Below are 20,862 nucleotides of genomic sequence, written 5' to 3'. Positions count from 1 at the left end.
GCGGCCGGCGCCGGCCCGCCGATGGAACGGCCGGCGGGCTTGATGGCGGTCGGGTGGACGGGAAGCAGGGGCAGCCTGCTTCGATGAGGTTTCGCCGTTGCGATTGGGTCGGAGACGAGCTGGTCGCGTCGGATCGGAGGGGGGCGGTGCCTGACCTGTTCGTTCCCAGGACGAGGTTCCAGAGGGTTCGGAACCGGCTCGGGCGAGCCCGCGCAAACCGACCCCGGCGCGACTCGTCGGCTGCGATGCGATCAGGGGGAGCTGCTCCCCGCCTGGACGATCCCGAACACGCAAGGCACCAGTCCGAGGGCCGCGGCGGCCGTGCCGGGGTCGAAGCGGCCGACCAGCATCCGGCCGGTGACGGCGGAGGAGAAGACGCCGAACAGGACGCCGAAGCCGGCAATCAGGGCGACGGCGGCGGTCCTTCGGTCGGGCCACGAGGCGGCCAGGAGCAGCCAGGAGGAGCCGATCAGGTCGGCCGCGAGGAATGGGTGGACGAACCGGTCGGCGGCGGCGTTGCCGAGCTGCCAGAAGAGCACGACGGCGGCCAGCGCGACGGCGGTGATCCGGGCACGGAGGAGCGGCGGGGGCATGGCGGGGGGGCGTTCCGGGCGATTCTCCTCGGAGCGGAGGGTCAGCTTCGCTTGGTGTTGTAGCCGATTTCGGCGAGCAGGGAGGAGACGCGGTCGGCGTGGTCGCCCTGGAGCTCGATCGTGCCGTCGTCCTTGACGGTGCCTCCTCCTCCGATGGTGGACTTCAGTTGAGCGGCCAGGGCGGGGAGGTCGTTGCCGTCGGGGGGAAGGCCGCGGATGGCGGTCACGAGCTTCCCCTTCGGGCGCTTCTCGACGCGGATGCGGGCGGTTTGCCGGGCGGGGTCGAGTCGACGGGGGGGCTCGGGGGCCGGGGGAGGGCAGGAGCATTCGGCTTCGAGCTGGCCGCAGCGCTCGCAGCGAGGGGGGCGGTCCCATTGCGTCCCGGCGAAGAGGCGGCCCATGAGCAGGCTCCAGACGGATGGCGGATGATGGATGCGAGCAGCAGGAGGACGGAGCCGGCGGGGAGCGGACGTCATTCCAGGGCGTAGCTGTAGCGGGGGTAGACGGCCATGCCGAGGTTGCCTCGCTTGGCGTAGAGGAAGGTGAGGTGGTGGTCGAGGTGGCCGACGTAGCCGAGGACCAGCTCGGCGAGGGTGAGGCGGCCCTTCTCGGTGTGGTTGCCGGCTCGGGCGAAGTCGGACTCGGGCAGGGTGCGGAGGATCCGGGCGATCCAGCGGCGGTTGGCGACGAACATGGAGACGGCCTCCTCGATCGGCAGGTCCTGGTAGCCGAGCCGGGAGAGCCAGGCGTTCTCATCGTAGGCGAGCAGGGTGGGGTTCTCCTCGGCGATGACGCGCTTGATGCGGTCGCCGCCGACGAGGTCGCTGTCGAGCAGGTGGACGACCAGCTCGGCGATGCTCCAGGAGCCGGGGCCGGGGCGGGCGGCCTCGTGCGCTCGGGAGAGGTTGGTGATGGAGTAGGCCAGCAGCGGCCCGCCGTTCTCGAAGCGGTCGATCAGGACGTCGATGGTCAACGGTCGGCCTCCGGTGCGGGATCAAGGGGCAGGGGGTCGTCGACCTTGCGCCAGATGGCCAGGCGGGGCTCGGTGTATTCGAGGAACCAGATCTCCTCCTCGACGCCCAGCTCCTCGGCGAAGCGGTGGGCGACGAGGAAGTTGACGATCTCCAGCGAGGCGGCGAGCAGGTCGGTGCGAACGGCGGCGTTGGGCGGGGCGGTCGGGTTGTGGAAGATGAAGCGGAAGACGAGCACGCGCTCGTCGATCGGCCCGTCGGCCGAGAGGTAGCGGCCGTCCATCTCGTAGATGGAATACCCCCGAGACGCCTCGCACAAGGTCCGGACCCAGGCGTGCTCGTCGAAGTTCGGATCTCGGGAGCGGGCCGCGGCGATCACCTGGCGAACGTAGGGGACGGAGCGGATGGCGTCCTCGTCGAAGAGGTCTTCGAGCACCTCCTCGATCTTCCCGAAGTAGCCAAGCTTCTTCGGCAGAATCACCTCGTACATCCGGGCCGGCTTGGGCCCTTCGAGCCGGTAGGAGCCCATGACGGCGACCCTCTGTCTCCTGCCCTGCCCTGCCCTGTCCTGTCCTGTCCGGCCCTGCCGAATCGAGCGAGGAAGCCCTCCAGGGGTTCGAGTGTAACGGGAGGGGGCGGTGCGTCACAGAGGAGGGGAACTCACGCGGAAGCGCAGAGGGCAGAGGGCAGAGGGAAGAGGGCAGAGGGAAGAGGGCAGAGGGAAGAAAGCAGAGAACCGGAAAGACGCCGAAGAGGTAATTCGATCCCACCCCGTGTTCTTCTCCGCGTCTCTGCGTCTCCGCGTCTCTGCGTCTCCGCGTCTCTGCGTCTCTGCGTCTCTGCGTCTCTGCGTCTCTGCGTCTCTGCGTCTCTGCGTCTCTGCGTCTCTGCGTCTCTGCGTCTCTGCGTCTCTGTGTCTCTGTGTCTCTGCGTCTCCGCGTCTCTGCGTCTCTGCGTCTCCGCGTCTCCGCCTCTCCACCTGAGAGATCCAATCGCTTCGTCTCACCGTGCCCCGTGCCGTGCCGATCGCGATTGATCCCCGGGAGGGTTGCGGCTAGAATGGGCCATAGTTCACGAAGTTCGTGATGGAACTGATGATTGGCGTCGCGAGGCGACGGAGGGGCCCGTGAGCACCGGCGGCAACGGCGAAACGAAGGGCAAGGGCAACGGCAAGCTGAGCAAGGTCGAGGCGCTGAAGCGGGAGAGCCAGTACCTGAAGCTTCCGCTGCTGGACGAGCTCAACGCCGGGGGCGCCTCGATCAGCGACGACGCGATGCAGATCCTCAAGTTCCACGGCTCGTACCAGCAGGACGACCGGGACGTGCGGGTGCAGCGGCGGCGGGAGGGGCAGGAGCCGGCCTACTCGTTCATGGTCCGCGTGCGGATTCCGGGCGGGAGGATCGACGCGAGGCAGTATCTGGCGTGCGACGAGCTGGCGCGCTCCGTCGGCAACGGGACGCTGCGGATCACCACTCGGCAGGAGTTCCAACTGCACGGGGTGCTGAAGCAGGACCTCAAGGCCACCGTTCGCAGGATCAACGAGACGCTGCTCGACACGCTGGCCGCCTGCGGCGACGTGGAGCGGAACATCCTCTGCTGCCCGGCGCCGATTCACGACCGGGTGCGGGCCCGGATGCAGGAGGACTGCGCGGCCCTGGCGGCGCACCTGTCTCCCCGGGCGTCGAGCTACTGGGACATCTGGCTCGACGGCGAAAAAATCGACAATCCCGACGCCCCGAAGCCCGGCCCCGCCCTGGTCCCCACGCCGGGGGACGACGCGGTCGAGCCGATCTACGGCAAGACCTACATGCCGCGCAAGTTCAAGACAGCCTTCGCGCTGCCGGACGATAATTGCACGGATGCGTACGCCAACGACCTCGGCTTCCTCGCGGTGGTCGAGGGCGGGGAGCTGGTCGGCTACAACGTGGTCGTCGGCGGCGGCATGGGGACGACCCCCAGCGCCCGGAAGACCTTCCCGGCGGTGGCCGTGGAGCTGTGCTACGTGCCTCGCTCCGAGGTGCTGCGGATCGCCGAGGCGGTGGTGAAGGTCCAGCGCGACTTCGGCGACCGGGGAGACCGCAAGCGAGCCCGCCTGAAGTACGTGATCTTCGACTGGGGGATCGACGCCTTCCGCTCGAAGGTCGAGGAGTACCTTGGCGGGCCGCTGACGCCGCCGAAGGACCTACCCGTGACGGAGGTGGACGACCACCTCGGCTGGCACGAGCAGGGGGACGGCTCGTGGTTCCTTGGCATCCCGGTCGAGAACGGGAGGATCAAGGACGAGGGGAGCCTGAGGCTAGCGAGCGGGCTCCGGGCGTACTTCGAGCGGTACGGCGCGCCGGCCCGACTGACGTGCTTGCAGTCGATCCTCCTGGCGGACATCCCGGCCGATCGCAAGGACGAGGTGAACGCCTGGCTGGAAGAGTACGGGATCGCGTCGGTGGAGCGGACGTCGACCGTCCGGCGGTGGGCGATGGCCTGCCCGGCCTTGCCGACGTGCGGCCTGGCGGTGACGGAGTCGGAGCGGGTCCTGCCCTCGGTGTTGGACCGCTTCGAGGAGGCGATGGCGGCGCTCGGCCTGGAGGGGGAGCGGTACAGCGTGCACATGACCGGCTGCCCGAACGGCTGCGCCCGGCCGTACAACTGCGACATCGGCCTGGTGGGCCGGGGAGCCTCGAAGAACCCGGACGGCTCGCCAGGGCCGGGCACCTACACGATCTTCCTGGGAGGCCGGATCCAGGGGGATCGGTTGAACGTCCTGTTCAAGGATTACGTGCCGATCGACCGCATCGTGGACGAGCTGATCCCCGTTTTCTCCAGGTTCAAGGCGGAGCGGGAGGAGGGCGAGTCGTTCGGGGACTTCTGCCACCGGGTCGGCGTGGAGGCGCTGGCGGCGGAGGCGGCAGCGTCGTCGTCGGCATCGGAGCCAGCGAAGGCGTGAGCCGGAGGGGGACGGCCGCCCTCGCCGAGTCGAGAAGCCGAGTAGGGGAGGAGGATCTCCTCCCTCCTCTGCTCTCCCCTCCCCTCGCCGAAGCTCCTCCTGGGCTCCTGGGCTCCGTACCGGCCTGTGTCTCTCCCTTGAGCGGCCCGACCTGGTACGATCGGGGTCCCGGCCGGTCGGCCGGCGAAGGGGCTCCGGCATGGCGGTCGCGGTCGATGACGAGATGATCGGCAGGCTGATCGACGCCGCCCGCCGGGCGAGCGCGTCGGCCTATTGCCCGTACAGCCGGTTCCCGGTGGGAGCGGCGGTGCTGGGGGAGGGCGGGGAGATCGTTGCCGGGTGCAACGTGGAGAACGCGTCGTACGGCTTGACGATCTGCGGCGAGCGGAATGCGATCTTCTCGGCCGTGGCCCGGGGCGAGCGGTCGATCCGAGCGGTCGTCGTCTTCACGCCGACGCCCCGGCCGACGCCCCCGTGCGGGGCGTGCCGGCAGGTGATCCACGAGTTCGGCCCGGGGGCGGAGATCATCTCGGCCTGCGAGGGGCCGGAGGTGCTCCGCCATCGCCTGGCCGACCTGCTGCCCGGGGCGTTCGGGCCGCACGACCTGGCGGAGTGAGCGACGGGGCGGGCGCGGATGGATGACTTCGACCCCTCGGAATTCGACACGGCGCCCGGTGAGCCGGCCGAGACGGGAGCCGCGACGCCCGTTGTCGACTCGGACCTCGCTCCCGGGCCGGTGCTGAGGCGCTGGGAGCGATGGTGGGTGCTCGACAACGCCATCCTGCTCGGCGTGACGGTGCTGACCGCGCTCCTGGACCTTGGACGCACGCTGGGCGACCCGGAGTTCTATGGGTTCGCGATCGTGGGAGCGGTCCTGGCGAATGTCTGTTTCACCGCGGGGCCGATCGCGGAGGCGTACCTCTACTGGATCGGCATCCGGGGCCGGGCGGTCGGCCTGGTGCTGATGGCGGTGGGCACGCTCGCGTCGATGCTCCTGACCTTCGGATGCGTCATCGCGTACCTCGAACCGACCTTTGGGCCGAATTGACGACGCGGTCCCGACCCGGTATTGCCTCCCCATCCCCTGCCGCCCGAGGGCGACCGAACGATGTCTGTCCCCTCCGCCGTGATCGCCGAGCGGCTCGACGCCGACCGCCGCGCACTGCTCGACCTGAGCTTGCGCAACCCGCTGTTGAACTATCGCCCGAGGAGGAGAGGCCTGACGATTGTCGGCGAGTCGCCGGTCGAAGTGGTCCGGCTGCTCGTCCGAGAAGGGCGCCGCATGGCTTTCGCCCCGGCCCCCGACCGGCCGGAGGAGGGGGCGTCGGGCGATCGGGCGGAGGGGGAGGCTCCGGGCGTCGGCCTCGAGCTGCCGCCGGCGGACCCGACCGATCTGATCCTCCAGACCGACCTGCCGGCCGAGCCGTTGCAGGAGCGGCTGCTGGCGATCGACGCGGCGGCCCGGGGATCGGTGGAGGAACTGGGGGTCAACACGCTGTTCCTGGCCCTGGGGATGCTCTCGTGGTCGGAGGAGCGGAACGGCCGGAGGGTGCGGGCGCCGCTGATCCTGGTGCCGGTGGCGCTGGGCCGATCGGGCGCGAGGGACCGCTTCCGAGTGCGGTACTCGGGGGAGGACCTGGAGACGAACCTGTCGCTCTCGGAGCGGCTGCGGGCGGGGTTCGGGATCGAGCTGCCGGAGATCCCGGGGGCGGACGATCTGGATCCGTCGGCGTACTTCGACGCGGTGGGCGCGGCCGTCTCGGGCGAGGAGGGTTGGGAGGTCGACCGCGAGGCGGCGGCGCTGGGGTTCTTCTCGTTCAGCCGATTGCTCATGTACCGTGACCTGGACCCGTCGCGGTGGCCGGAGGGTGCGCGGCCGTCGGCGCACCCGGTGCTGTCGGGGCTGCTGGGGGAGGGGCTGGACGAGGGGGAGCCGGCGATCGGCGAGGAGGAGCACCTGGACGACCGCCTCGGGCCGATCGACGTGAGGCCGGTGCTCGACGCGGACGCCTCGCAGACGCTCGCGCTGGTCGACGCGATGCGGGGGAGGACGCTGGTCATCCAGGGGCCTCCGGGGACGGGCAAGAGCCAGACGATCGCCAACCTGATCGCCGAGGCGGTCGGCCGGGGGAAGTCGGTCCTGTTCGTGGCCGAGAAGGCGGCGGCGCTGGAGGTGGTGCACCGCCGCCTGGACGCCGTCGGCCTGGGGGCGGCGTGCCTGGAATTGCACAGCAACCGGACGCGGAAGCGAGACGTGCTGGACGAGCTGCGCCGGACGCTCCAGCTCGGCCGGCCTCGCGTGGGGGCGGCCGAGGACGACGCGAAGGTGCTGGGCGACCTGCGCGGCCGGCTCAACGCCTTCGCCGAGGCGGTGACAACCCCCATCGGCTCCAGCGGCGTCACCCCGCACGAGGCGGCGGGCATCCTGCTGCGCGAGCGGGCCGCGCTGGGAGGAGCGGTGCCGCCGCCGATGGATGTGCCGGGCCTGGCCGAGTGGTCGGCGCCGGAGTTCCGAGAGCGGGAGCTGATGGTCGAGCAGCTCCAGGCGAGGATGGCGGATCTGACCCTGCCGGCCGATCACCCAATGCGGCGGTCGGGCCGGTCGCTCTGGACGCCGTCGGATCGCTCCGAACTGTTCCGCCGCGCCAACGAGGCTCGGGCCGCGACCGAGGCGGTGCGCTCGGCGGCCGAGGAGCTGGCCGAGGCGCTCGGGATCCCCTGCCCCGCCGACCTTCCCGGCTCGGAGGCGATGGCCGAGGCCGTCCGCCCGCTGCCGAAGGGCGGATTGCCGGTGGGGCTGACCCTGGCCGACGACTCGTGGGAGGAGCGGGGGAGGGACCTGGACGAGCTGCTGGACTCGGGAGCGACGCTCGCTCGATTGCACCGGGAGCTTGACGCCGTCCTGCTGCCCGAGGCGTGGGATCGGGACCTGGTCGAGACTCGGGAGGCGTTCAACACGGTGGGCCGGCGCTGGTGGCGATGGACCTCGGGCCGATACCGGCGGGCGGCCTTCCGGCTGGCGACGCTCTGCCGGGGGGAGCCGCCGAGGACGAACGCCGGGCGGCTGGCGCTGGTCGACTCGGTGCTGGAGGCGCAGCGGAGGAGGGAGGCGATCGGCCGGTTCTCGTGCTCGGCCGCCCTCCTCTTCGGGAGCCGATGGCGGGGCGATCGCTCCGACTTCGCCGAGCTGGCCGAGGTGGCCCGGTTCGCCCGGCGGGTGCGGGAGGAGGCGAGGACCGGCCGGCTGCCGGCCGGGGTGATCGAGGCGCTCGGCGATGACGACGCGATCCGTCGGGCCCTGCCGCTGGCCGACCGGCTGCTCGGGGCGCTGGCCCGGCAGCGGGAGGCGATCGAGGAGCTGGCCGCGTTCGCCGGGATTGGGGGGCCGGGGGGCCTGGTGGGAGCCCATGTCGGGGGGAGCGCCGACCGGGGAGATCCGGTCGACCGGAGCGCCGGCGGGCCAGTCGCGCACGATGGCCGATCCGAAGCGGTCCGGGACGACGTGGACATTCGGGGGGCCACGGGCGGCTCGCCCGCCCGTGATCCGTCGCCATGGGACGGAAGGGATCGCGTTCGATCAGGGATGGGAATGAGGATCGATCCGGCGGTGGTGCCGGACTGGTTCGCGCTGCCGTTCGAGGAGCTGCTGGAGCGGATCGAGGCGGTGGCGGAGCATTCGGAACACCTGCACGCGGTCGCGCTGGTGAACCAGCGGGCGGCGAGTTGTCGGGAGGCCGGCCTCGGGGCGGTGGTGGAGGCAAGCCGGTCGTGGCCGGAGGCGGCGAGGCTGCTGGCGACCGCCTTCCGGGCTCGGTGGGCCGAGGCGCTGCTCGACCGAGCGGCCCGGGAGCGGCCGGCGCTGGGGGGCTTCTCGGGGGGGGACCACGAGGCGATGGCGGGGAGGTTCGCTCGGCTGGATGTGGCGGTGCTCGGGCACAACCGGGCGTGGGCGGCCCGGGAGCACTGGTCGCGATTGCCGAGACACCAGGCGATGGCGGGGGACCTGGCGGTGCTCCGCCGAGAGCTGGAGAAGAAGACCCGGCACCTGCCCCTCCGCGTGCTCTTCTCCCAGGCGGGACGGGCGGTGCAGGCGGTGAAGCCGGTCTTTCTGATGAGCCCGCTGTCGGTGGCGGCGTACCTGGAGCCGGGGCAACTGGCGTTCGACCTGGTCGTCTTCGACGAGGCCAGCCAGGTGCGGCCGGTCGACGCGCTCGGGGCCCTGCTGCGAGGAAGGCAGGCGGTGGTGGTGGGAGATGATCGCCAGTTGCCCCCCACCACCTTCTTCGACCGCCTGACCGCCGGCGATGAGACGGTCGAGGACGACGACGAGGCGGCGGGGATCGCCTCTGATGCGCTGGAGAGCATCCTCGGCCTGTTCCTGGCCCAGGGGGCGCCGAGGCGGATGCTGCGCTGGCACTACCGGAGCCGGCACGAGTCGCTGATCGCCGTGTCGAACCGAGCGTTCTACGACGGCCGCCTGATCGTCTTCCCGGGGCCCGAGCGGGACCGCTCGGAGCGGGGCCTGGTGCTGCGCCTCCTGCCGGAGACGGTCTACGACCGGGGCCGCTCTCGGACGAACCCCGAGGAGGCCCGAGCGGTGGCCGAGGCGGCGATGGCCTTCGCCCGAGCGCAGCTCTCGAGGCCGGAAGGGAGCCGCTTGACCCTCGGCGTGGCCGCCTTCAGCGCGGCGCAGGCGGAGGCGATCAGCCGAGTCCTGGAGCGGCTGCGGCGGGACGACCCCTCGTGCGAGCCGTTCTTCGCCGACGACGGGCCGGAGCCGTTCTTCGTCAAGAACCTGGAGAGCGTGCAGGGGGACGAGCGCGACGCCATGTTCATCAGCGTCGGCTACGGCCGGGACGCCGGGGGGCGGGTGTCGATGAACTTCGGGCCGCTCAACGGCGAGGGGGGAGAGCGCCGGCTCAACGTGCTGATCACTCGGGCTCGGCTGCGCTGCGAGGTGTTCACGAATCTAAGAAGCTCGGATCTCGATTCCAGCAGGGCGACGGCCCGGGGCGTTCGGGCGCTGAAGACCTTCCTGCGGTTCGCCGAACTGGGGACGCTGGAGGACGAGGGAGAGCGTTCCGGGGCTCCTGCCGGGGAAGGGTCGCCGTTCGAGGAGCAGGTGGCCGAGGCGATGCGGGCGGAGGGGTACGAGGTGGTGCGGGGATTGGGGTCGTCGGAATCTCGGGTGGACCTGGCGGTGGTCGACCCGGAGCATCCAGGGCGATATCGCCTGGGGGTGCTCTGCGACGGCCCGTCGTATTCGGCGCCGAGGTCGGCGAGGGACCGCGAGCGCATCCGGCCGGCGGTGTTGCGCGGCCTGGGCTGGCGGTTGGCCCGGGCGTGGTCGCCGGACTGGTGGCACGACCCGGAGGGGCGTCTGCGGGCGCTGGTGGCGGAGATCGAGCGGGAGGACGACCCGCCGGGAGCCGAGCCGATCACCCCGAAGGCGGGGGGGATCGCTCGGGACGCCCGGCCCTCGGCGGGAGGGCCCGAGCTGCCGGCGCTGCCGCCCTACGAGGCGGCTCGGCTGGAGGTCGGCCCCGACGAGTCGGACCCGGCCGCGCTGCCGGCCGAGACGCTGGCGGCCTGGGTCGCCGAGGTCGTCCGGGTGGAAGGCCCGGTGCACGAGACGGAGGTGGTGCGTCGGATCGCCGAGGCGGTGGGCCTGAAGCGGCTGGCCGGCCGGCCGAAGGAGGCGATCGAGCGGGCCGCGACGGCCCCCTTCCGGGACGGCGGCCCGGTGCGACGCCGAGGGGCCTTCCTCTGGCCGAGCGACCTGGAACGGCCCCGACCGAGGGACCGATCGGCCCTGCCGGCCTCGTCTCGACGGCTGGAGTACGTCTGCCCCGAGGAGCTGGCCTCGGCGGTCGAGCGGGTGGTCGCCGACGCCTTCCGCGTCGACCCGGACGACCTGCCGGCGGCGGTCTGCCGGCTGCTCGGCTTCCCCAGAACGACGGACGAGATGCGGGCTCGGGTGGCCTCGGTCGTCGACGGCCTGCTCTCCTCCGGCAGGCTCGAGCGGCAGGGGCATCGGCTGGCGATCGCGACGCCGGCGGACTCTCCCGAGGACGGCGGGTCGGGGCCGAATCGGGTCCGGGCGCCGTCACCGGAGGGAGGGCCGGCGCCCTCGGCCCGGGACTGACCGGAGGTCGAGCGAGGCCTTCCGAAGGGCGCGACCGCGACGATGAAACGTTTCGGGAAAAGCTTCCCATCCTGCCTGTCTTGCTGGCTATGATGGGAAGAGCAGAGACACGGCCGGCGTCGTCCGCTCCTCTCTCCGCGACGTCCGGCCGCGAGACGACATCGTTGCGCCGACTGAAAGACGATGCCGATGCTGACGTTGCGCCGCTCGATCGGGCTGATTGTTCTGTCGTTGCTCGTTGCCGAGCCGCCGGGGGCGGCCGGAGACGGGCCCGAGGACGCCGGGGTCAGGGCGCTGGTGGGCGCCCGGATCCTGTCGCAGTCCGACTCGGGGACGATCGATGGGGGGACGGTGTTGATCCGAGGGGATCGGATCGAGGCGGTGGGCCTGGAGGTCGAGGTCCCCGAGGAGGCCGATCGGATCGACGTCTCGGGCCTGACGCTGACGCCGGGGCTGATCGACGCCAGGAGCGTGCTCTGGCTCCCCCCCGAGTCTCGCCGAGACAGCGGGAACGACGGGGGGCTGAACATCCTGGACGGCGTCGACCCGTTTGCCGAGGACTGGCGGGACGTGGCCCGGTCGGGAGTGACCGCCGTGGCCGTGCAGCCGGGCAACACCGGCCTCTTCGGAGGTCGGGGGGCGGTCCTCCGCGTCGGCCCGGGGGGAGCGGTGGCGAGGCTGACGATCAGGCCGGACGCCTTCGTGCAGGCCGCGCTCGGGGTGAACGACTCCTCGACGAACTCCATCCTCCGCTACCAGCAATACGAGCAGCTCAAGCGATCGATTGAAGGCCTGAAAAAATACAAGGAAGAGTGGGAGAAGTACGCCGAGGCCAAGAAGAAATACGACGAGGAGCAGGCCAGGCCCGACAAGGAGGAGGCCGACAAGACAGAAGAGAAGGAGCAGGGCAAGGAGAAGGAAGACGTCGAGGAGCAGGGCCAGGAGGACGACGAGAAGGAGGACTCGGACGGCTCGAAGGACGACGAGGGCTCCGAGGACGAACCGGCCGGGGACGAGGCCGGCTCGATCTCCCTCCCCCAAGATGAGGAGGACGACGGCGACGAGCCCGAGGAGGGGGACGACGACGAGGACCAGAAGGACGGCGAGGACGACACGGACGGGGGATCGAAGAAACCGGCGGAGCCCCCCAAGGAGCCGGATCGGGACGAGGCGAAGGAGTTCCTGGTCAAGCTGCTCGGGGGGGAGGTGCCGCTCCGGATCGAGGTGCACCGGGAGGACGACCTCCGCAACGCGCTGGCGCTGGCCGAGGAATTCGACCTGAGGCTGATCGTCGAGGGGCTGAGCGACCCGAAGTCGGCCCGGGAGGAGCTGGTCCGGCGGCGGACGCCGATGGTGCTCGGGCCGATCCTGGAGCTGGGGAGCCGCCCGCCCTATCGCCGGAGCCGAGCCGACTCGTGGCCGAGCGGGCTGCTGGCCGAGGACAGCCGCTGGGCGATCGGCACTTACGGCGACCGTCCGGCCGACTCGGCCCTGCTCCGGGCGCACGCGGCGGCGGCCGTCTCCCGAGGGGTGCCGGCCGATCGCGTCCTCCGGGCGCTGACCGCCGGGGCGGCGGAGGTGCTGGGGCTGGGGGACGAGCTGGGGGCGGTCGCCCCGGGGAGGAGGGCCGACCTGGTCGCCTTCGCCGGGGATCCGCTCGACCCGTCGGCGCCGGTGGCGCTGGTCGTCTCGGGCGGGGAGGTCGTCTATCGGGATCCGGACGTCCAGGCCCCCGAAGAGGTCGAGCCGGTGGCCGTCGTGGACGCGGATCTGCCCGACCGGCTGCCGAGCCGCTTCGTCATCCAGTCGAGGCGCCTGCTCCGGCCCGACGGCTCGATCGGGCCGGGAGCGCTGTCGGTGGCGGAGGGGACGATCGTCGCCAGTGGCGAGGAGATCGCCGGGGCCGACGACCTGCCGACCTATGACGTGGGGGATGCGGTCATCGCTCCCGGCCTGCTGACGGCGGTCAGCACGCTGGGGCAGTCTCGAGCGGCGGCCGAGTCGGCCGGGGCGGACGCGGGCTTTCTTCGGGCGGTCGACGCGTTCGACCCGACCGGGAAGACCGTCCGGCGGCTCGTCCGAGGCGGGGTGCTGAAGGCGGGCTTCTCGCCCGGCTCGGTGAACGTGGTGGCCGGAGCGGCGGGGGCGGTGCGGCTGGGGGCGATCGAGCCGGTGGTCGACCCGGTGATCGGGGTGGGCCTGGTGCTGTCGGAGTCGTCCCGGAACATCGAGCGGTATCCGGCGAGCCTGCCGGGCCAGGTGGCGCTGGTCCGAGCGTTCCTCGGCCTGGAGGGGGGCGAGGACCCCAGCGCCCGGAGGAGGCTCGATTATTACCTGTCCAGCCCGGTGATCGACCGGCTCGACGCGATCCGGCGCGATCGGGCGGAGGAGATCCGGTCGGGGTCGGCGGCGGCGCTGTTCGAGGCCGAGTCGCCCGCGGAGGTGGAGGCCGCGCTCGACCTGGCCGAGACGCTCGGCGTGCGGGCCGTGCTCGTCGGGCCGGGGGCGATCGAGGAGCATCCGGCTCGAGTCTCCCGGCTGGCGGGAGCGGGCGCGCTGACGCTGGTGCTGCGGCCCATCCCGCCGGGGCCGGTGGCGTGGCGGAGGCTGGAGGCCGTGGCCGCCGCGGCCGAGGCCGGCGCGAGGGTCCTCTTCGCCGCGGAGGACCCGGAAGAATTGCGGCTGCTGGCGGCGTCGAGCGTGGCGGTCGGGCTGCCGGCGTCGTCGGCTCTGCGCGGGCTGGCGGGCGGGTTCGCCGCGATCGGGTTGCCGGTCGAGGGGAGCCCGGCGAGCCCCTGGGAGCCCGGGGCGCCGGCCGATTTCACGGTCTGGGACGGCTCTCCGCTCGACCTGGCCAGCCGGCCGCTGGCGGTCGTGGTCGACGGCCGGCTGGCCCCGTGACCGGGAGCCCGGGGGTCTCGGGGAGGGCCGGGGCCCATCGCCATCGAGAGGATTCCTCAATCGCCTTCGAGTGCCGCACCATGAGCCGACGCCGACCCGATCGCCGATGCCTCCTCGCGACGCTCGCCCTGATCGCGATCTCTCCGACGGCGAGGGCCGCCGAGGGGGACGTCCTCGTCCGGGCCGGGACGGTGGAGACGGTCGAGAGCGGCCCGCTCCGGCCGGGGGCCGTGCTGATCTCGGGAGGGACGATCGCCCAGGTTTCGGCCGAGATCGAGCCTCCCGAAGGGGCCGAGGTGATCGACCTGGGAGAGGACGCGACGCTCATGCCCGGCCTCGTCGACGCCGACTTGCCCGGGGGCGTGACGGGCCCGGCGGTGGAGGAGACGAGGGAGATCACCCCGACCTTTTCCCCGCTGCCGGCGGTCGACTGGTCGAGCCGGGCATTTCTCGAGGCGCTGGCCGGCGGGACGACGACCGGGGCGATCGTGCCCTCGAGCGAGAATGTCATTCCCGGACTGGCCGTGGTGGTGAAGACGGCCGGGGAGGAGCAGTCGGATCGGGTCGTCTCCCGGGACGCCGGCCTGGTGATCACCGTGGCGTCGGACCCGGCCTCCCGGAACCGGTCTCGGACGCGGCCGGACTCGATCTACGTCCGACAGCCGACCAACCGCATGGGAGTCGTCGGCCTGCTCCGCGAGTCGTTCGCCAGGGCCGCCCGAGGCGCCGACCCGGACCCGGACACGACCTCTCCGGCGGCGGGAGACCCGTACGAGCCGCTCCGAGAGGCGATGGCTGGGCGTCGTTCGGTGCTGGCGATCAGCCGGACGGATTTCGATATGCTCACGGTGCTCCGCCTGGCCGGCGAGTTCGGCTACGCGCCGGTGGTGTATGGCGGGCACGAGGCGTACAAGGTGGCCGAGCCCCTGGCCTCGAGCCGGGTGCCGGTGGTGCTGGGGGCCTTGCGGGTCGACCGGCCGTTCGGGCCGGAAGGGACGGAGCTGATCTGGAACGTGGCCGGGATCCTGCACGAGGCCGGCGTCTCGGTGTCGCTCTCAGGAGGCGACCTGCTGGACCAGGCCCGGTTCGCCTCGAGGTTCGGCCTGCCGAGGGAGGCCGCGCTGCGGGCGATCACGATCGAGCCGGCTCGGGTGCTGGGCGTCGATGGCCGGGTCGGTTCGATCTCCCCGGGCAAGGACGCGGACCTCGTCGCCCTGGACGGCGACCCGCTGGAATTCACGACCGCCGTGCGCTGGACGATGGTCGACGGCGCCATCCGGTTCCCGAAGCCCGACCCGTCGCAGCAGGAGGACTGAACCCGACATGGCGACGAATCATCCGATCATGAGGCTGGCGAGCGTGGCCGCCCTCGCGCTGCTGCCCGCCGTGGCGGCGACGGGACAGGACCAGTTGGCGATCACGGGGGGCCGGGTGGTGCCGGTCGTCGGCGATCCGATCGAGAACGGCATCGTCCTGATCCGGGGAGGCACGATCCAGGCCGTGGGCACGGACCTGGAGATCCCGATCGAGGCGAAGGTGATCGACGCCAGCGGCAAGGTCGTGCTGCCCGGGTTCGTCGAGCCACACAGCCCCGAGCCGCTGGTGCAGCCGAACGAGGTGAACCCGAACGTGCCGTTCGTGACCGTGGTCGACGCGATCGACCCGAACGCCACCTACTTCGAGGACGCCCGCCGCAACGGCGTGACCACCGTGCACGCCATCCCCGGCAACAACACCATGTTCGGCGGCAAGTCGGCCGTGGTGAAGACCTCCGGCACCTTCGCCGAGGACATGATCCTCAAGCGGGACGCCGCCCTGAAGCTCTCGCTGCGCCCCTCGGGCTCCTCCAGCCGGATGAGCCACCTCTCCCGGCTCCGCCGCGAGCTGGACGAGACGAAGCGGTACATGAAGACGCTCGAGGAGAAGCGGAAGGAGGACCAGGACGCCCAGGCCCAGGCCGACGACGACCGCGAGGAGCCCGACGACGAGTCGGCCCCCCGCCAGGAGGAGGACGAGGACGAGGAGCCCGACCGAGACTCGGACTCCTCAACGCCCGACCCCGCCGAGCCCGACCCCCAGCGGGAGGCGATGGTCCGCCTGCTGAAAGGGGAGCTGACCGCCTTCATCTACTGCGAGCTGGCGATGGACGTCCCCCAGGCGCTGAGGCTCATCGACGACTACGGGCTCGACGCCGTGCTGATTCTCGGCCGGGACTGCCACAAGGCCGTCGGCCTGCTGGCCGGCCGCGAGATCCCGGTGATCCTCGACCCCTCCCTCGTCTTCTGGGAAACCGATCCGAGGACCGACAAGGACGAGCTGGTCGTCTTGCCCCGCATTTACCGCGAGGCCGGTGTGCCGATCACCTTCCAGACCGCCGGCGGCTCCTCCGTCTCGGCCGCCACGATCGGCCCGAACTACCTCTGGTTCCAGGCCGCCACCGCCGTGAAGTACGGCATGCCGATCGAGGAGGCGATCGAGGCCCTGACCCTCCGCCCCGCCCGATTGCTCAAGATCGACGAGTTCGTCGGCTCGATCGAGGAGGGGAAGGATGCCGACCTGATCATCCTCACCGGCGATCCGCTCCGGCTCGGCACTTGGGTCGACACGACGATCATCGACGGCCGGGTGGTCTACCGCCGCGACGAGGATTCCCGGCTCAAGGAGCTGCTCCGCCCGTCGATCAGCGAGCGAGGGGAACCGTGAGGGCGAGGGCTGCTGGCGGCCGCGAGGCTCGGATCGACCGGCGCTCGGCCATCGGATCGGCCGCCATCGCACCTCCAGGATTCCGATCGGAGTTCCGCTGATGGGGGCTTCAGGTGGGGATGGAGCGGCTGGGATCGGGTCGTCCCCCGCGTCGGCAGCCTGCCGGGACGGGGGTCGACCCGCCCCCAGCCTTCCCAGCCGCCACCCCGAATCCGTCCGAACGCTGCCATCCGTCCATTCGCATCCGCTCTCTGCCCGCTCGCAACGGCCCCCTGCTCGCTCGCAACCGCCCTCTGCTTTCTTGCAACCGCCCACTGCTCGCTCGCAACTGCCCTCTGCTTTCTTGCAACTGCCCTCTGCTCTCTCGCATCCGTCCTCTGCTTTCTTGCAACGGCCCTCTGCTCGCTCGCAACCGCCCTCTGCTTTCTTGCAACGGCCCTCTGCTTTCTCGCAACCGCCCTCTGCTCTCTCGCATCCGTCATTGCCTCCCCCGGGCCACCGCACCATGAGACGCTTCCCGATCCCGACGGCCCTCCTGGCACTCCTGTTCGCTGTCGCTCCGGCGTCGGCCGGCCCGCCGGCGGAGGAGGTCGCCTATGTGGCGTCCCGGCTCTGGCCCGGGGACGGGGGGCCGATCGAGGACGCGGTGATTCTGGTCGAAGACGGCCGAATCGTCGCCTCCGGGGCCCGGGGCGCGTTCGAGATCCCGGAGACGGCCAAGGTCGTCGACCTGGGGCCGTCGGCGGTGGTCATTCCAGGGTTGGTGGCGGCGGAAACCGGCCTGGGGGCGGTCTCCCAGGACGACGAGCGGGCGCTGACGCCCGCAGTGCGGGCGATCGACGGGTTCGACCCGTTCGAGGAGTTCGACGGGCCGCTCTCCGGAGGTGTGACCTCGGCGCAGCTCAGCCCGGGGAGGTCCCGGCTGATGCCGGGTCGGGGGGCCGTCGTCAAGCTCGGCGGGCCGGACCCGGCCTCCCGGACGCTCGACCCGGAGGGGGACCTCCGCGTGCTCCTCTCGGCCGAGGCGCTGAACCCTCCCCGGATCTACGAGCCTCCCCCCCGGCTCGCCTCTCGGGATCGGCCGGTCGACCCGACGCAGCCGCAGCTAGCCTCCAGCCTCGCCGGCGCCGTGGCGGGGCTTCGGACGCTGATCGGGGCCGCCCTCGCCCTCGGGCCCGAGGCCGCGGCCGAGGGGACCGATCCCCTGCTCGACCCGCTGGCCGAGGCGCTCGACGACTCGGGCCGGTTGCGCGTCACCGCCCGAGGAGCGGCCGAGATCCGGGCGGCGCTGGCGATCGCCCAGGAGTTCAACCTGAGGCTCGTGCTCGTCGATCCGGTCGAGCTGCGGCCGTTCCTCGGGAGGCTCGACACCTGGAAGGGCGTGGTCGACGGCGTGGTGCTCGGCTCCCGCTCCCGGCCTGGCCAGATCGTCGACCTCCCCGTGCCCGACCCGGACGATCCCGAGCCCCGGGAGCCCTGGGAGGACGCCGCCGAGCTGCTGGAGGCGGGCATCCCCGTGGCGATCGTCCCGAGCGTGGATGAGGACCTCAACGAGCTCCTCTTCCTCGCCGGAGCGTTCACCGCCGGCGGCCTGGACGAGGAGCAGGTGCTCCGCATGATCACCTCCGCCCCGGCCGAGCTGCTCGGCGTGGGGGACCGCGTGGGCGCGATCGCCCCGGGCAAGGACGCGGATTTCGTCGTCCTCTCCGGCGACCCGTTCGACCTGCATTCCCGGGTCCGCGAGGTGTACGTCTCCGGCTCGAAGGCCTGGTCGGCCGAGGACGAGTCGGGGGCGGTGGTCATCCGGGCCAGCGCCGTCCAGACCGGGGACGGGACGACGATCCCCGGGGCGACGATCGTCGTCCAGGGGGGCAAGATCCGAGGGGTTGGCGCGGACGCCTCGGCGCCGGTCGACGCGGAGGTCTTCGCCTTCGAGGGGGCGGTCGTCACCCCCGGCCTGCTCGACCTGGCGACGGACCTCGGCCTCGGCGGTCCGCTCTCGGCCCAGCCGAGTCCGAGCGGATCCTTCTCGGCGAGCGACTTCCCCGTCATCCTCCAGGACGACGACGAGGAGGAGGACGAGCCGAGCGGCCCGACGCGCACCCGGGTTTCGCTGGAAACGAAGCTCGGCGATCGGCTCGTGGCGTGGGATCCGGCCTCGGCCGTCGCCCGGCGAGGAGGGATCACCACGGTCCTGGCCGGCCCCCGGGAGAACTTGCCGGCCCCGGTCGTCGCCTTCAAGCTCGGCGACGAGCCCACCGTCCTCCGCGACCCGGCCGCCATCCGCTTCGAGCTGAGCGGCAACCTCACCACCGCCGTCCCCGGCCTGGAAGCGACCCTTCGGCGCGCCAAGGCCTATCACGACTCCTGGGAGAACTACGCGAAGGACCTTGCCGAATACGAGCGGAAGAAGAAAGAATATGAGGAGGCCAAGGCCCGCCTCGAAGCCAAGAAGAAGGCCGAGGAGGAGGCCAGGAAGAAGGCCGAGGACGCGAAGAAGTCGGACGAGGAGGCGAAGTCCGACGCCGAGAACAAGAAGGAGGGCGAGTCCGACGAGCCAGAGGACGAGCCCTCGGGCGACCAGCCGAAGCCCGGCAGCGAAGACGACGAAGACAAAGACGACGAGGACGACGGGGAGGATCCGGAGGAGCGGGGCGATGCCGGGGACGGCGGCGATCAGGGCGGCGAGGGCAAGTCGGGCGAGGATCCGCTCCCCGAGGAGCCGAAGCCTCCGAAGGAGCCGAACAAGTCCGACGCGCTGGAACCATACCGCGACCTGTTCTCGTCGAAGATCCCGGCGCTGGTCGAGGTCGACCGCCTGGACGAGATCCGGGCGGCCCTCTCGCTGTTCCGGGACGATTACGAGCTGGACACGGTCTTGGTCGGCGCCGGGGACGCCTTCCGGGATCTCGACCTGCTGGCGGAAGCGGAGGTGGCCGTGGTCGTCGGCCCGATCCTGGTCCGGGAGGTCGACCGGGAGACGGTCAACCTCCCCCAGGTGCTGGCGACCCGAGGGGTGCTCTTCGGGTTCCAGTCCCGGGCCGGCACCGGGTCGGCCACCCTTCCCCGGGCGATCCGGTACGCGGTGCGGCTGGGGCTGGGAGCGGGGGACGCGCTGGCCGGGCTGTCTTCGGTGCCGGCCGGGTTCCTCGGGCTGGGCGACCGCGTGGGCACGATCTCCCCGGGCAAGGACGCGGACCTGGTCGTCTGGAGCGGCCCTCCCTTCGAGCCGTCCAGCCGGGTGCTCGCGGTGATGATCGACGGGACCTGGGCCTTTCTCGATCAGGAGGACGAACCTTGATGACACCAAACCGGATCTCCCCGACCGCCCTCGTCCTGCTGCTCGGCCTGCTCTCCCCGATGGCGGCGGCGCAGGAGGCCTCCTCCGCCGAAGGGCAGGAGAATCGTCCCCTCGCCGTGCTCGCCGGTAAGGTGATCACCTGCGCCGGCGAGCCGATCGTCGACGGCGTGGTCCTGGTCCGCGGGGGGAAGATCGAGGCGGTCGGCCCCCAGACGGAGGTGGAGATCCCCGAGGGGTACGAGGTCATCGACTGCGGCGACAAGTTCCTGATGCCGGGGCTGGTCGAGGTGCATTGCCACGTCGGCGGCTCGGGCGACCTGAACGAGATGGTCTACCAGACCAACCCGGATCTCCGGGTGCTCGACCAGGTGATCCCGCACAACGACGCGCTTCAGGTGGCCGTGGCCGGCGGCGTGACCACCGTCTGCTACATCCCCGGCAGCGGCACGAACATGGGGGGCTTCGGCGCGATCCTGAAGACCGGCCCCGGCGAGCTGGAGGACGTGCTCGTCCGCTTCCCCGGCGTCCTGAAGATCGCCCAGTGGGGCAACCCCGAGCGCCGGGACGGCACCCTCGGCTCCGGCCGGATGGGGATGAACTGGATCATCCGAGACCAGCTCGAAGAGGGACGCGCCTACGTCCGGGCATGGGACGACTACGAGTCGGGCAAGTCGAGCGAGCGGCCCGAGATCGACCTGCGCCTGGAGATGTTCAAGCCCCTCTTCCGCCGAGAGATCCCGGTGCTCGTGCACACGCAGGGATACCAGGGCATCCAGGCGACGCTGGAGATGCTCCACGACGCGATGGACCTGCGAATCGTCATCGGTCACGGCACGTTCGAGGGGTATCTGATCTCCGACGAGGTGATCCGGCGCAACGTTCCGGTGATCGCCGGGCCGCGCGGGTTCCGCTTCGACCCGGACGACGGGCAGATCCACGGCATCGTCGCCGAGTATGACCGGCGGGGCGTCGAGTGGCTCGGCGTGAACACCGACTCCCCCGTCATCCCTCAGGAGGAACTCTCGTTCCAGGCGACGATGGCCGTCCGCTACGGCTGGAACGAGGAGGAGGCGATCCGGGGCATCACGATCGAGCCGGCCAGGGCCCTGATGATCGAGGACCGGGTCGGCTCCATCGAGGTGGGCAAGGACGCGGATCTTGTCATCTGCACTGGATCGATTATCGACCCGCGCAATTACGTCACCCAGGTGATCATCGACGGGAAGGTCGTCTACGACATCGCCAAGGACCGCCGCCGCTTCTGAGTTCAGTTCAGCCCTCGCCGCCGATCGCCCCTCCCTCGCCGC

The 20,862-nt window shown here is 71.5% G+C and carries 13 protein-coding genes; 9 read left to right on the top strand and 4 right to left on the bottom strand.

Annotated elements, in window-relative coordinates:
- Nucleotides 1-251: 251 nt before the first annotated feature.
- The 4 genes from TsocGM_RS15955 to TsocGM_RS15940 form a co-directional block, all read right to left on the bottom strand.
- Nucleotides 252-593 carry a hypothetical protein gene (locus tag TsocGM_RS15955; protein ID WP_126726463.1) on the bottom strand — a complete coding sequence of 114 codons (342 nt, stop codon included), beginning with the start codon at nt 591-593 and terminating at the stop codon, nt 252-254.
- A gap of 41 nt (nt 594-634) precedes the next feature.
- On the bottom strand, nt 635-994 hold the full coding sequence (locus tag TsocGM_RS15950; RefSeq protein WP_126726462.1) for a translation initiation factor: 360 nt from the start codon (nt 992-994) through the stop codon (nt 635-637).
- A gap of 71 nt (nt 995-1,065) precedes the next feature.
- Complete coding sequence (locus TsocGM_RS15945; protein ID WP_126726461.1) at nt 1,066-1,566, bottom strand: DinB family protein; 501 nt, start codon at nt 1,564-1,566, stop codon at nt 1,066-1,068.
- The gene (locus tag TsocGM_RS15940) at nt 1,563-2,093 is read right to left on the bottom strand and encodes a hypothetical protein (RefSeq protein ID WP_126726460.1); all 531 of its coding nucleotides are present in this window, start codon (nt 2,091-2,093) and stop codon (nt 1,563-1,565) included. Before TsocGM_RS15940 ends, TsocGM_RS15945 begins: the two co-directional genes overlap by 4 nt.
- Nucleotides 2,094-2,690: 597 nt before the next feature.
- On the opposite strand from TsocGM_RS15940, the gene TsocGM_RS15935 reads away from it, so the two are divergent.
- The 9 genes from TsocGM_RS15935 (at nt 2,691) to TsocGM_RS15895 (ending at nt 20,820) form a co-directional block, all read left to right on the top strand.
- A complete protein-coding gene (locus tag TsocGM_RS15935; RefSeq protein ID WP_126726459.1) occupies nt 2,691-4,505 on the top strand; it encodes an NADPH-dependent assimilatory sulfite reductase hemoprotein subunit in 1,815 nt (604 codons plus the stop codon).
- 199 nt (nt 4,506-4,704) lie between these two features.
- Nucleotides 4,705-5,121 (top strand): cytidine deaminase, encoded by a 417-nt coding sequence (locus TsocGM_RS15930; RefSeq protein WP_126726458.1) that lies wholly within the window; start codon nt 4,705-4,707, stop codon nt 5,119-5,121.
- Between the two features lie 18 nt (nt 5,122-5,139).
- A complete protein-coding gene (locus TsocGM_RS15925) occupies nt 5,140-5,553 on the top strand; it encodes a hypothetical protein (protein ID WP_126726457.1) in 414 nt (137 codons plus the stop codon).
- Between the two features lie 60 nt (nt 5,554-5,613).
- Nucleotides 5,614-10,650: a DUF3320 domain-containing protein gene (locus tag TsocGM_RS15920; RefSeq protein ID WP_126726456.1), complete on the top strand. Its 5,037-nt coding sequence runs from the start codon at nt 5,614-5,616 to the stop codon at nt 10,648-10,650.
- 183 nt (nt 10,651-10,833) lie between these two features.
- Nucleotides 10,834-13,551 carry an amidohydrolase family protein gene (locus TsocGM_RS15915; RefSeq protein ID WP_126726455.1) on the top strand — a complete coding sequence of 906 codons (2,718 nt, stop codon included), beginning with the start codon at nt 10,834-10,836 and terminating at the stop codon, nt 13,549-13,551.
- Nucleotides 13,552-13,631: 80 nt separating this feature from the next.
- Nucleotides 13,632-14,867, top strand: a complete 1,236-nt coding sequence (locus tag TsocGM_RS15910; RefSeq protein WP_126726454.1) for an amidohydrolase family protein — start codon at nt 13,632-13,634, stop codon at nt 14,865-14,867.
- A gap of 7 nt (nt 14,868-14,874) precedes the next feature.
- Entirely contained in the window at nt 14,875-16,254 is a 1,380-nt protein-coding gene (locus TsocGM_RS15905; protein ID WP_126726453.1) for an amidohydrolase family protein, read from the top strand.
- 505 nt (nt 16,255-16,759) lie between these two features.
- Nucleotides 16,760-19,555, top strand: coding sequence for an amidohydrolase family protein (locus TsocGM_RS15900; RefSeq protein WP_126726452.1), 2,796 nt, complete (start codon nt 16,760-16,762; stop codon nt 19,553-19,555).
- On the top strand, nt 19,555-20,820 hold the full coding sequence (locus TsocGM_RS15895; RefSeq protein WP_126726451.1) for an amidohydrolase family protein: 1,266 nt from the start codon (nt 19,555-19,557) through the stop codon (nt 20,818-20,820). Before TsocGM_RS15900 ends, TsocGM_RS15895 begins: the two co-directional genes overlap by 1 nt.
- The last annotated feature ends 42 nt before the right edge of the window (nt 20,821-20,862 follow it).

Origin of the sequence: Tautonia sociabilis (assembly GCF_003977685.1) — a bacterium.
Lineage (GTDB): Bacteria > Planctomycetota > Planctomycetia > Isosphaerales > Isosphaeraceae > Tautonia > Tautonia sociabilis.
Note: the sequence above shows the minus strand (reverse complement) of the source record. Positions and strands in the feature narration are given on the sequence as shown.